The sequence below is a fragment of the Rhodothermales bacterium genome (assembly GCA_041391505.1).
In the GTDB taxonomy this organism is placed as follows: domain Bacteria; phylum Bacteroidota; class Rhodothermia; order Rhodothermales; family JAHQVL01; genus JAWKNW01.
In genome coordinates this window covers 49,950-62,275 of record JAWKNW010000011.1, presented here as the reverse complement: position 1 = coordinate 62,275, position 12,326 = coordinate 49,950, and the positions used below count along the sequence as shown (strand labels likewise).

Annotated in this window: 15 protein-coding genes; 11 read left to right on the top strand and 4 right to left on the bottom strand. The window is 62.3% G+C overall.

Annotated elements, in window-relative coordinates:
- Positions 1-75 precede the first annotated feature (75 nt).
- The 5 genes from R2834_12300 (at position 76) to R2834_12280 (ending at position 2,461) form a co-directional block, all read left to right on the top strand.
- Positions 76-369 carry a BrnT family toxin gene (locus R2834_12300; protein MEZ4701108.1) on the top strand — a complete coding sequence of 98 codons (294 nt, stop codon included), beginning with the start codon at positions 76-78 and terminating at the stop codon, positions 367-369.
- Positions 335-616, top strand: a complete 282-nt coding sequence (locus tag R2834_12295; GenBank protein MEZ4701107.1) for a BrnA antitoxin family protein — start codon at positions 335-337, stop codon at positions 614-616. The genes R2834_12300 and R2834_12295 overlap by 35 nt, the downstream gene beginning before the upstream one ends.
- A 343-nt stretch (positions 617-959) precedes the next feature.
- Complete coding sequence (locus R2834_12290) at positions 960-1,247, top strand: hypothetical protein (protein ID MEZ4701106.1); 288 nt, start codon at positions 960-962, stop codon at positions 1,245-1,247.
- Between the two features lie 268 nt (positions 1,248-1,515).
- Positions 1,516-2,130 (top strand): hypothetical protein, encoded by a 615-nt coding sequence (locus R2834_12285; GenBank protein ID MEZ4701105.1) that lies wholly within the window; start codon positions 1,516-1,518, stop codon positions 2,128-2,130.
- Positions 2,120-2,461 (top strand): transcriptional regulator, encoded by a 342-nt coding sequence (locus R2834_12280; GenBank protein ID MEZ4701104.1) that lies wholly within the window; start codon positions 2,120-2,122, stop codon positions 2,459-2,461. Before R2834_12285 ends, R2834_12280 begins: the two co-directional genes overlap by 11 nt.
- 573 nt (positions 2,462-3,034) lie before the next feature.
- On the opposite strand, the gene R2834_12275 is transcribed toward R2834_12280, so the two are convergent.
- Complete coding sequence (locus R2834_12275) at positions 3,035-4,147, bottom strand: Gfo/Idh/MocA family oxidoreductase (GenBank protein MEZ4701103.1); 1,113 nt, start codon at positions 4,145-4,147, stop codon at positions 3,035-3,037.
- A 272-nt stretch (positions 4,148-4,419) separates the two neighbouring features.
- Entirely contained in the window at positions 4,420-5,805 is a 1,386-nt protein-coding gene (gene radA, locus R2834_12270; GenBank protein MEZ4701102.1) for a DNA repair protein RadA, read from the bottom strand.
- Positions 5,806-6,023: 218 nt separating this feature from the next.
- Between radA and R2834_12265 the strand changes: the two genes are divergently transcribed.
- The 5 genes from R2834_12265 to R2834_12245 all read left to right on the top strand — a co-directional run bounded on the left by R2834_12265 (position 6,024) and on the right by R2834_12245 (position 10,350).
- Positions 6,024-6,785: an ABC transporter permease gene (locus tag R2834_12265; GenBank protein ID MEZ4701101.1), complete on the top strand. Its 762-nt coding sequence runs from the start codon at positions 6,024-6,026 to the stop codon at positions 6,783-6,785.
- Positions 6,786-6,790: 5 nt separating this feature from the next.
- Positions 6,791-7,570: an ABC transporter ATP-binding protein gene (locus R2834_12260; protein MEZ4701100.1), complete on the top strand. Its 780-nt coding sequence runs from the start codon at positions 6,791-6,793 to the stop codon at positions 7,568-7,570.
- Positions 7,571-7,578: 8 nt separating this feature from the next.
- On the top strand, positions 7,579-8,508 hold the full coding sequence (locus tag R2834_12255; protein ID MEZ4701099.1) for an MlaD family protein: 930 nt from the start codon (positions 7,579-7,581) through the stop codon (positions 8,506-8,508).
- A gap of 14 nt (positions 8,509-8,522) precedes the next feature.
- The gene (locus R2834_12250) at positions 8,523-9,074 is read left to right on the top strand and encodes an HDIG domain-containing protein (protein ID MEZ4701098.1); all 552 of its coding nucleotides are present in this window, start codon (positions 8,523-8,525) and stop codon (positions 9,072-9,074) included.
- Between the two features lie 70 nt (positions 9,075-9,144).
- Positions 9,145-10,350, top strand: coding sequence for a DUF445 family protein (locus R2834_12245; GenBank protein ID MEZ4701097.1), 1,206 nt, complete (start codon positions 9,145-9,147; stop codon positions 10,348-10,350).
- Here the strand turns inward: R2834_12245 and dusB are convergent.
- Together dusB and R2834_12235 are read right to left on the bottom strand one after the other, a co-directional pair.
- A complete protein-coding gene (gene dusB, locus R2834_12240) occupies positions 10,334-11,380 on the bottom strand; it encodes a tRNA dihydrouridine synthase DusB (protein MEZ4701096.1) in 1,047 nt (348 codons plus the stop codon). The two genes, R2834_12245 and dusB, sit on opposite strands and share 17 nt — an antisense overlap.
- A gap of 122 nt (positions 11,381-11,502) precedes the next feature.
- Positions 11,503-11,856: a DMT family protein gene (locus tag R2834_12235; GenBank protein ID MEZ4701095.1), complete on the bottom strand. Its 354-nt coding sequence runs from the start codon at positions 11,854-11,856 to the stop codon at positions 11,503-11,505.
- Positions 11,857-12,052: 196 nt separating this feature from the next.
- Between R2834_12235 and R2834_12230 the strand changes: the two genes are divergently transcribed.
- Positions 12,053-12,325: a PLD nuclease N-terminal domain-containing protein gene (locus R2834_12230; GenBank protein ID MEZ4701094.1), complete on the top strand. Its 273-nt coding sequence runs from the start codon at positions 12,053-12,055 to the stop codon at positions 12,323-12,325.
- The last annotated feature ends 1 nt before the right edge of the window (position 12,326 follow it).

The window sequence follows — 12,326 nt, the reverse complement described above, 5'->3', positions numbered from 1 at the left end:
TCGTGTCTAGAAGGATGTGGGTAGCCGAAACCACGTGCTATCAGGGATGTATATACGAATTGTATTTACGCTTACATGGAATTTGAGTGGGATGAGGCGAAAAACCAGATCAACCTTCTAAAGCATGGGATTGGCTTCGATCGTGCCAGAGCCGCATTCGATAACGCATGCCTGATTCGGGAGGATGATCGCCAGGACTACGGCGAGCAACGCTGGCAGGCGTTGGGTGTCATTGAAGGAACCCTGGTACTCCTGGTCGCCTTCACAAGGCGCGAGGACAGTATTCGGATCATCTCGGCTCGAAAGGCAAATGAACGAGAACGGAGGATTTATCATGCCGCGCTACCAAAAGGAACTGACCCCCGGTGAGCTGGCTGCGCTAAAAGATGAGGATATCGACTTTTCGGATATCCCCGCCACGGACGAAGCGTTCTGGAAGGAGGCGGTGATTGTTCAACCTCAGCCCAAGAAGGCCATTTCGCTTCGCCTGGATGCAGACGTGTTGGCGTACTTTCAGCAGGATGGTCCGGGATACCAAACGCGAATAAACGCTGTACTCAAGGCCTATGTGGAGACGATGCGCAGCAAATCGAATCCCGCGCTCCATCGGCAATGATGACTACAAGGAAGAGGCTTCGATTTCTGGCGCAGGGTATGGCGCCGTGATGTCCGGACCTCAGTGGGCACATGCGCCAGGTAATCGCCCGGATTCGTTCCAAATTGCGATATGTTGAGAAGGCGGTCTTGCGATGAGGGCGGCGCGAACAACCTGTTCCTAACTGGTCTTACGCATCATGGGCTCAGGTCTTCCGATGCAGGATACAGGGTGCACGAATGATGTCACTGCCGTTCACCTTTAAACACAGTTGACCCCGTTAAAATATCCCCACACGTATCCCACGGGCCCGTCGTCTCGTCAAGAGGAGGGTGTGATCCTCTGAACCAAACGATGAGGCGCTATGAAAGCCAGGTATGTGCTGATGGGGGTGGTTGCGCTGCTCTTTTTCGCCGGATGTACGCCGGGTCCCAATGTGGCGATCGATCTCGCCGACCCCATGCGGGAGGTCGCCGGCTTCTGGCTCGGGCTCTGGCACGGGTTCATCTGCATCTTCACCTTCATCGTGTCGCTGTTCAACGACCAGGTGCAGATGTACGAGGTGGTGAACAACGGGCCGCTCTACAACCTCGGGTTTTTGCTCGGCGCGTCGTGTGCGCTGGGTGGTGGGGGAGCGGCATCGCGGCGATAGGATGCGGGTGGATCGGGTTACGGTCCCTCGGGGGTTGGGGTGTGTCGGGTTATGGTCCCTGTTGGAGTGTGTCGGGTCACGGTCCCTGGCAGGGACCTGACCCGACCTACACGGTGCCCTTTTCGTTTATCCGCATCCGGCGAACCCGACACCGCTGTGGGGGTTTGCCTGTTTTCTTCTGCCGAGAACAAAAGCTTGCAACCTGTTTTTATGGTTTGCGATACAAAGTGGTGTGTGTTGCCAACTTGAGCGATCTGGAGCTACCGCCATGAATAAACACAGCGATCTGGAGCGGCTGGAGAACAGTCTGTTTGCGTCCTACTGGTCGGACGGTCTGGTGGATGTCGTGGTAGGCATCGGCATACTGGGCATCGGCGTCTGCTGGACCTTGGACATTGTCGCCGTGTCTGCCGCCTTGCCGGCCATACTGGTGCCGCTCTGGTTAGCGCTACGGACGCGGTTCACCGAGCCGCGGATGGGGGTGGTGCGGTTTTCAGAAAAGCGAACGAACGGGACCAGGGAAAAACTGGGGTTGGTCGCCGGCATCGGGGTGGGCGTTTTCCTGCTAGTCGTGACGGGGGTGTTTGTCTCGAATACGACGATTCGCCGGGACGTCGCGTCCGAGGGGCTGCTCTGGATCATTGCGCCGGGCATCCCGAGTATGCTGATCGCCGTTGCCCTTGCGCTGGGCGGCTGGATGATCCGGCAGATGCGGTTCGTCGCCTACGTCCTCATCGTGACAGGCCTGGCTGCCCTCGGGGTCGTATTCGCCGTGGAGCCGCACCTGCAGATGACGATTGCCGGCATCGCCATCCTGGCGATCGGGCTGTTTCATGTCGTCAGATTCGCCCAACACTATCCGTTGCCCGACCATGCTGGATAACGAAGAGGTTCTCCCGAAGGCCTTGCTGAAGTTAGTGGACCTGGATCGCCTGGTCCATGAACCTGCGCGCCACCTGTTGATGGCGATACTCTATGTGGTGCGTGAGGCCGATTTTCTTTTTCTGCACCATCAGACCGGGCTATCTGGCGGTAACATCTCCTCGCACATGAACAAGCTGGAGCAGGCGGATTATGTGGAGATCAGAAAGACGTTTAACGACCGGAGGCCGCAAACGATATTCGCGCTGACAGACCGCGGAAGGTTGGCCTTTGAGACCTATCGAGAGGCGATGGGCGCGATCTTAAACGGCAGCGGGGAGAATCCACCGTGAAGAACGTCCTTGATTCATACCTCGTCACGGGATGCATGGCCTGCGCCATGCTCTGTTTTGCGTTCGATTTGAGCGCTTCGGGGCGCACCTGGATCGACTAGGTCGTCTTCGCGCTTCTGTTGGGAGCGATCGGAGGGAATGTCGTTCAACTCGGGCGGCGGCTTTACCCCTCGTCAGGCCTGGCCGGCATCGGCCACATCGTCCGCGTTTATAGCTTTCTTGCGGCAGGACTCGCGTGCGCCCGGCTCATTCCCGGTGTGCCGTCGTTCCCGATGAAGCGTGTAGTGGCCGTTGCGTTCGCTGCCGTGGGTATCTTCGACGCCTACCGACGCTATCAAAAGGAGAGGGCGTGCGTGCAGGGGAGGGCCGGAGCGGGTAATCCCGTGCGTATCGCGCATCATGGATCCTTACGGGAGCCGTATACAGATGACGACACAGCCTGAAAGGGGGCGTGTGGGTTACGGTCCCTCGGGGGTTGGGGTGTGTCGGGTTACGGTCCCTCGGGGGTTGGGGTGTGTCGGGTTACGGTCCCTGTTGGGGACCTAACCCGACCTACGGGGTGGCGAAAATCTGTTACCCGAAATTCGGCCATGTCCACGGCTTGCGGTACTCCGGCTTGAGGTATCCGTCGGCGATGGGGTTGCCGGCGAAGCGGTTATTTGCCGCGTCCCACGAAAGCCGGCTTCCTGTTCGATAGGCGATGTTGCCCATGTGGGCGAAAAACGCGGCGTTGCGGCCCATCTCGACGGTGCACGCGGGGTCCTGACGGCTTTTGATGGCATCCACGAAGTTACGCGCATGCAGGTCGTGGTTGCCGGGACGGCCGGCGCGCTCGGGGAAGGGGGGGATGAGGTAGGCGCCGCTTCGGATTTCGGGGACGACCTCCCAGCCGGCGCGATTCACAACCAGGGTGCCGTTATTGCCAATGAATGCGATGCCGTAGTTGCGGTCGTACAGCCCGCGCTCGATGCCTCCGAAGTGCTCCCAGGAGATCGTATACCCGTCCATCTCGTAGAGGACGGACAGCGTGTCCGGCGTCTCGATGGCCCGCTCGGGGTAGGCGTAGATGCCGCCGACGGAGGAGACGGATTTCGGCGGACCGTCGACGTGCATGGCCCAGAGGACGATGTCGAGCAGGTGCACGCCCCAGTCGGTCAGCAGGCCGCCGCCGAAGGACCACTGGTGCCGCCAGCCGTTGTGGAGCCGGTTCGCGTTATAGGGTTGTTCCGCGGCGGGGCCGAGGTAGAGGTTGTAATCGAGGTTCGCCGGCGGCGTCCCGTTCGGGATGCGTTCCTGCCCCCGCCCGTAATCGTAATGCCCCCAGACACGCACCTGCCGGATGGTGCCGAGCTGACCGCTGTGCACGAAAGCGACCACATCCTGCCAGTGCTCCCCGCTCCGCTGCTGCTGGCCGACCTGCACCACCCGGTTGTAGTGCCGCGCGGCGCGCACCATGAGGTCGAGCTCCGCGATCGAGTTCGCCATGGGCTTTTCGACATACACATCCTTGCCGGCCTGGCAGGCGAGCACCATGATGAGCGCGTGCCAGTGGTCCGGTGTGCCGATGATCACCGCGTCGATATCCGGGTCGTCCAGGATCTTTCGGAAATCCTGATGGAGGTCGGGCTTCCGGCCGGTGCGCGTTCGATCTCGGCGCCGCGTTGTTGCAGGATCGGTCGTCGACATCGCACAGGGCGCCGCAAACGACATCCGGCAGGTTGAGGTGGTTGTTCAGGTCGCCGAAGCCCATCCCCGGCATCCGATGAGGCCAACGGTGAGGGTATCGCTCGGGCGACGCGCTGGACGGGCGGACAACACGCCGGCGGCCGCCAGCGAGAGTCCGGATCGTTTGAGGCCCGACGATTGGAAGCCATGCGGGGAATCAATGCAAAATGAAACGCAAAATGCAAAATGGGGAGCTGCGCAAGACAACGTCCGGGGTGGGCGGACCTCGATCGTTAAACCTGCCCCTTAAACTCCCAAAGCACCAGATCCAGCACCTCGCTCAATTTTTCGACGCCCGTCACCTCGAGTCCCTTCGGAATCGTGGCGCCCTTGAGGTTGTTGGCCGGCGCGATGGCGCGCGCGAAGCCGAGCTTGGCGGCCTCGTTCAACCGCGGCTCGATCTGGCTGACGGTGCGGATTTCGCCGCCGAGGCCGACCTCGCCGATGAGCACCGTTCCCGTGTCCGTCGGGATGTCGCGGAACGACGACGCCACGGCCATGATGACCCCGAGGTCGACCGCCGGCTCCTCGAGCCGCACGCCGCCGGCCATGTTCACGAACACGTCGTGCGTCGAGAGCCGCAGCCCCTCGCGTTTTTCGAGCACGGCCAGCAGCATCTGGAGCCGCCGGCTGTCGAACCCGGTGGCGTTGCGCTGCGGAGTGTTGTAGGACGTCGACGTCACCAACGCCTGGATCTCGACCAGGATTGGCCGGGTGCCTTCGAGGGAGCAGACGACCGTGGAGCCGCTGGATCCGTAGCTGCGCTCGGAGAGGAAGATCTCGCTGGGATTCTTGACTTCGAGCAGTCCGCCGGCGCGCATCTCAAAGACCCCGATCTCGTTCGTCGATCCGAACCGGTTTTTGACGGCGCGCAGGATACGGAAGGCGTGGTGCCGGTCGCCTTCGAAATAGAGCACGGTATCGACCATATGCTCGAGCACCCGCGGGCCGGCGATGGCTCCTTCTTTGGTCACGTGGCCCACGATGAACGTCGGGATCTCGTTTTCCTTGGCGAGCTGCAGCAGGGCGGCGGCGCTCTCGCGCACCTGGCTGACGGAGCCCGGGGCGCTCTGGATATCGGGCCGGAAGATGGTCTGGATGGAGTCGATCACCATCACGTCGGGCTGCATCTCCTGGACGGCGGCGATGATGCGTTCGACGTTGGTCTCGGCGAAAAGGAAAAAGTTGTCGGACGCGACGCCGAGCCGTTCGGCGCGGAGCTTGACCTGGCGGACGGACTCTTCGCCGGTCACATACAGCAGCCGGCGTTCCGGCAGGTACCGTGCCAGCTCCGTCATGAGCGTGCTCTTGCCGATCCCGGGGTCGCCGGCGATGAGCACGAACGAGCCCTGCATGATGCCGCCGCCGAGCACCCGGTCGAACTCCTGGACGCCGGTCATCAGCCGGCTCTCGGACGTCAGCGCGATGTCCTTCAGCGGAAGCGGGCGATCCGGCCGGTCGGCGCGCTGCCCGAGCGAAGACACCCGGGCGCGCACCGGCGCCTGGGAGATTTCCTCCACGAACGTATTCCAATCTTCACACGAAGGGCATTTGCCGAGCCACTGCGGCGACACGTGGCCGCAGTGCTGGCAAACGAAGCGGGTTTTGGTCTTGGCCATCAGAAGGAGCGCGAAACGGATTGCGAATCAGGGGAAGTATACCCAAAATAGGGCGCCAACAATTAACTGCACGGCTATGACAACGGTCTGTCATGTGACGACAGCAAAGGAACTAAGTGCGGCCTGGGTCATATGGGTTTCTTCGTTTTCAAAAGCCGCGGTCCCACGTTCTTGCCGCCGGAACGCGTACGTGTGCGTCAGCCCTGGTGTCTCCGAATATGTCGGTCTTAAAGCTCTACATGCTCGATCCTGTTCGTGCACTGGGGCGATACAGTTTGCTCATGACCCATGCGTTCGGGTCGCTGAATGAGTTTTACACGTACCGGAAAAACCTCCTCGACCAGATGGTCAAGATCGGCATCGAATCGCTGCCGATCACGGCCCTGGCGGCGGCCTTTTCCGGCGCGGTGACGACCGTGCAGACGGCGTATCAGCTGGTCTCGCCCCTCTTTCCCAAGTCGATCATCGGATCGATCGTCGCGCCGTCGATGATTCTGGAGCTGGGCGCCGTGGTGACGGGGTTTATCCTGACCGGTCGCGTCGGCGCGCGCATCGCGGCGGAACTGGGGACGATGCGGGTGACGGAACAGATCGACGCCCTCGAGGCCATGGGGCTCAACTCGATCGGTTATCTCATCATTCCGCGTGTGCTCGCCGGCGTGTTGATGTTTCCGGTGTTGTACATTGCGGCGGTCCTGGTGGGGATCGGAGGCGGCGTGATCGTGGCGCATATGGGCGGCTGGGTGCCGGCCGGCGAGTTTATCGACGGCGCGCGCGAGTTCTTCAACCCGTTCGATCCGGTCTTCGGCGTCATCAAGTCGCTGGTCTTCGGCTTCGTCATCACGTCGATCTCCTGCTACAAGGGGTACTATACCGACGGCGGCGCCGAAGGCGTGGGGCGCAGCACGACCGAGGCCGCGGTAACCAGCTGCGTGTATATCCTGCTGGCCGATCTCGTCCTCGCCATGACTCTGCTCTAGGCCGTATGATCGAAGCGAAACAGCTCTACAAGAGTTTCAACGACCGCCCCGTGCTCCAGGATGTCAATATCCAGATCCAGGAAGGGGAGACGTTTGCGATCATCGGCCGTTCGGGGTCGGGCAAGAGCGTGTTGATGAAGCATCTCATCGGACTCCTCAAGCCGGATCGGGGCGAGATCCTGATCGACGGAGTGGATATCAACCAGCTCAGCTACCGCGAGCTGCGGAAGGTCCGCCGGCAGTTCGGCGTGCTCTTCCAGGGCGGGGCGTTGTTCGATTCGATGACCTCCTTCGAAAACGTCGCCTTTCCGCTGGTGACGTTTACCGACAAGAAGCCGGCGGAGATCGATCGGATCGTGCACGAATGCCTGGAGATGGTCGAACTCAAGGATGTGGGCGCCAAGATGCCGGCGGAGCTGTCCGGCGGGATGAAAAAACGCGTGGCGCTCGCCCGCGCCATCGCGCTGCGCCCGAAATACATCTTCTACGACGAACCGAATACCGGGCTCGACCCGGAGACGTCGAACACGATCGACGAGCTGATCAGCGGCTTGTCCGACCGGCTCAACGTGACCAGCATCGTCGTCACGCACGACATGCACTCGGTGCTCAGCATCGCGGACCGGGCCGCGTTCATCCACAAGGGGTCGATCCGGTGGGTCGGCACCGTGCAGGAGCTGCACCGGAGCACCGACGAGGTCCTGCTCGATTTTGTGAAAGCACATGAATATCAGATCGGCGTCCCCGCGCCGCCGGTCCAGGCCAATTCTCCATCCTACCGTTGATCTGATCCGTGAAATATTCGAACGAATTCAAGGTCGGCGCCTCGATCGTCATCAGCGTGATCGTCTTTATCCTCGGCACGCGCTTCTTCGACAGCATTCCGTTGTTTCGGGGGACGTACGATCTGTACACGACGTTTGAGGACGCCCGAGGCATGGTGAACGGCAACGCCGTGCGCATCAACGGCGTCAACGTGGGCAGCGTGCAGGACGTCGCGCTCGACCCGGCGACCAACCTGGTGAACATCCGCCTCCGGCTGGATTCCAAGATCCAGGTGCCGCAGGGTTCGTACGCCGAAATCACCGGCATCGACGCGCTCTCCGCCGTGCAGCTCACCATCCACCCCGGGCCGGCGGGCAACCCGCCGATGGAGCCGGACAGCAGGATGCCGAGCCAGCCGGCGTCCGATCTCGTCGCGACGATGACGGCGCGCGCGCCCGCACTGGTCGACCGGATCGACAGCGTGCTCGTCGGCCTCAACGCCACCCTGGGCGACACACGCGGCATCATCGAGCCGCAGAGCGACCTGCGGCTGATGCTCACCTCGCTGCGCAGCAGCGCCGAAACGCTGAATGCGATGGTCACGACCGAGCGGTCGCGCATCTCGCGCGTCCTCGCGAACGTGGATACGCTCTCCGCCAACCTGGGCGACGTCGCCGGCAGCGCCAACGACTCGCTCGCCATCGCGCTGGGCCAGCTCAACAGCCTCCTCGCCCGGATGGACCGCAACATGGCGCAACTCGAAGGCACCATGGCCAGCATGGACAACATCGTGGGGCGCATCGACCGCGGCGAGGGCACCCTCGGCCTGATGATCAACGATCCGTCCCTGTACAACAACCTGGATTCGACGGTCCAGAGCATGAACGCGCTGCTCATCGACCTGAAGAAGAATCCGGTCCGCTACATGAAGGCACTCCGCCTCGTGGATGTGTTTTGACCCCCCATCCCCCCATGCCTACCTACGACGAAGCCCTCGCACTCTTTCATCGCTGGACCGAAGGCGAGAGCCTCCGCCGGCACGCCTATGCCGTCGAAGCCGCCATGGGCGAATACGCCCGGCTGCTCGGCGCGGACGAAACGCTCTGGCGGATGACGGGGCTGCTGCACGACATGGACTACGAAAAACACCCGTCGCTGGAGGAGCATCCCTTTGTCGGCGTGGGCGTGCTGCGGGAGCAGGGGTACCCGGAAGACATGCTGCAGGCCATCCTGGGGCACGCGACCTATAGCGGCGTCGCCCGCGTGACGCCCCTGGCGCGCGCCCTGTTCGCGGTGGACGAACTCGCCGGCTTCGTGACGGCCGTCGCCTATGTGCGCCCCGAAGGACTCAACGGCATGACCCCCAAGTCCGTCAAGAAGAAGCTGAAGGACAAAGCCTTCGCCGCCGCCGTCAGCCGCGAGGACATCCAGGTCGGCGTGGAAGAAATGGGTGTCGATCTCGACACACACATCGCGAATGTGATCCGCGGGATGCAGGCCGACGCCGCCCGCCTTGGTTTTTGACGCCGACGAATCTCCGTGTCCCGTTTTCCGTTGGATGGAGGGTTGATCCTTTGCAGGTACACCGCCAACCATGACCGATCCTGAAACGGCCCCTTCCGACGCCACGACGCCCCCGCTGACCCCCGAGGCGCTGCAGGAGGCCGGCCTTCCCGAAGTGTCGTCGCTGCCCGAGGTGCGCGATGCCACGCGGGAGAGCGCCCGCAACCTCCGCACCGTCCTGTGGAAATACATCCGCCGGCATCTGCCCGAGCGCGTCGAGCCGCCTTCTGAATTTCCCGAGCCGCCCCGGCAATCGACGGGGCATGCGTCCGCCCTGCTGCTGCTCCAGCTCGTCCCCTGGCTGCTGACGGTCCTCTTTGGTCTCTCGTTTTTCTGGGATTTCAACGGCATGGCGGCGACGATCGCGGGCGTCGAGTTCCGGTTCGACGGCCTGCTCCGCATTCTCGCCGTCAGCGGCCTGATCGGGTTCCTGACGAACTGGCTGGCCATCACGATGCTATTCCATCCCCGCCGGCGGCGCCCGCTGCTCGGCCAGGGCCTCATCCCGGCCCAGCGGGAGCGGGTGATCTACCGCCTGGCCTCCACGGTGTCCGAGGAGCTGATCAACGCCGACATCATCAAAAAGAAGATCGAGGAGAGCGGGATCATCGGGCGGTACCGCGACATCGCGTTCGACGTGACGCGCGGCGTGATCGAGGACCCGGAGTTCCGGAAGGAGCTGAAGGGGCTCACGGGGACCTATATCGAGCAGATGGTGGGCTCGGAGGAGGTGCGGCAGAAGATCGTGGCGTTTATCATCCAGAAAATCGAGGAGTACGCCGGCCAGGGGCTGGGCGGGATCGCCCTCAAAACCTACCGGTTTCTGGGCGAGCAGGACTTCAAACGGCGGATCGAGGAGGCGGTGACGCAGCTCCCGACGTCGATCGACAGCGCCCTGGATCAGCTGGACGGCCTGCTGGATTCGATCCCGGAAAAGATCCAGGCCCGGTCGGAGGACATCGAGGAGGCGGTGACCAAGCTGGTGCTGACGTTTGTCGAGAACCTCGATGTCTACAGCATCGTGGCGACGAACATGCAGGCGTACGACGAGCGCCGGCTGGAGGATCTGATGAAGCGCGCGACGAACGAGCAGCTCAACTACATCAAGTACCTCGGCGGCGTGCTGGGCAGCATCGGCGGGCTGGTGATCTGGGAGCCGGTGGCGGCGATGACTGTGCTGGGCGTGCTCGGCGCGCTGGTCGTGGGGCTCGATCAGTTGCTCATGAGGCGGGCGTAGCGGCGGTCACGGGCGCCGGCAGCCGCGCCGGCTTGACCGCGATCGGACGCGAGGGGGCTTCCCCGCCCGGGGCAAAGTGGAGGAGCAGGTCGACCACCTCCGCCATCGCGGTCTTTTCCATGATGAGGCTTCGGAGCCGGCTGGCGTCCGGGAAGCCTTTGAAGTAGCCGCCGTACATCCGGCGCATCTCCAGCACGCCTTTCCGTTCGCCGAGCCACTCGCATTTCAGCGTCAGGTGCTCGACCACGACCTGGATCCGTTCTTCCCAGGTAGGAGGCGGCGGCGTCTCGCCGGTCTCCCGGTAGATCTTGGCGTCGCGGAAGATCCACGGGTTGCCGATGGCGCCGCGCCCGATCATGACGGCGTCGACGCCGGTGACCTGGAACATGCGCTCGATTTTCTCCGGCGTCGTGGCGTCGCCGTTGCCGATCAGGGGGATCGTGATGCCGCTTTCCTCCTTGATGCGCTTGAGCCACTCCCAGCGCGCTTCGCCCTTGTACATCTGGGAGCGCGTCCGCGCATGCACGGCGAGGGCCTGCACGCCCGTGGATTCGAGCATGCGGGCGACATCCATGATCTGGATGGTGTCGTCGCTCCAGCCGAGGCGGGTCTTGACCGTCACCGGCCGCGTGGCGGTTTCGACGACGGCTTCCGTGATGGCCTGCATCTTGGGCAGGTTGCGGAGGATGCCGGCGCCGCCGTCCTTGCACACCACCTTCTTCACCGGGCATCCGAAATTGATATCGATCAGGTCCGGCCCCACGTCGTCGACGATCCGCGTAGCCTCCCGTACCTGATCCACCTCGCCCCCGAAGATCTGGATGCCGACCGGGCGCTCCTCGTCGTAGATGTCCAGCTTCTGCCTGGAATCCTCCGCGTCGTACAGCAGCCCGCCCGTCGAGATGAACTCCGTGTACAGCATGTCCGCCCCGTACCGTTTGCAGAGGATGCGAAACGGCGGATCGCTCACGTCCTCCATGGGCGCGAGAAACAGCGGCCTGTCGCCAAATTCAATCGATCCGATGCGCATTCAGGTTGGCAAGTTACAGGTTGCAAGTCACAGGTAGCAGGTAGCAGGTTGCCGTGTAATAGGCCTCGCTACCACCAGCATGCCCTCATTTTGCGATTTGCGATTTACATTTTTCACTCCCCTCAACCTCCCAGCTTGCCTCTGAACAGGAAGTACACGGCCCCGAGGAGGCAGAGGCCGGCCCAGAGGTAGTCCATCGTCAGCTTCTCCTTCAGGTACAGGACGGAAAACGGGACGAAGACGGTGAGGGTAATAACTTCCTGGAGGACTTTGAGTTGCCCGACGGTCATGACCTCATGGCCGATGCGGTTCGCCGGCACCTGGAGCATGTATTCGAAAAAAGCGATGCCCCAGCTGACGAGGGCTGCGACGATCCAGGGTTTGTGCGACAGGTTTTTGAGGTGCCCGTACCAGGCAAAAGTCATAAAAACGTTGCTGCAAACCAGCAGCAGCATGGTGTACAGAGTGGGTTGCATGAAGATGACGCCGCGGCGCCGGTAGCGTTGCGGCGCGTAAACGGTGGGAGGGCGGTTCAAAGTTCCACGTTCCAGGTTTAAGGGTGGCCTTCCTTCACCATTAAACCTCGAACCTGAAACCCTCCTCCGCAACCTATAGACAGTCCCCCGTATACCACCCTAGTTCATGCCTTTTCCACCAGCCCACTTACGTTCCATGTCTGGAAAACGAGCTGTACTTCCGGCGATCTTTCTGAGCGCGTTGACTGTCCTTCTGGCCGGCTGCGGCGGGCCGAACCTGTTCGACCATGTGCGCGCCTTCGGGCACACCGGCATCTGCTGGACGATCGTGGTCGTGCTCGATGTGATCGCCCTGATCGAAGTGGCCGGCAGCTCCCGTTCCACCGGCGACAAGCTGCTCTGGGCGCTGATCATCGTCTTCTTCCCCCTGTTTGGCTGCGTGATCTACTACCTCTTTGCGAGGAAATAGA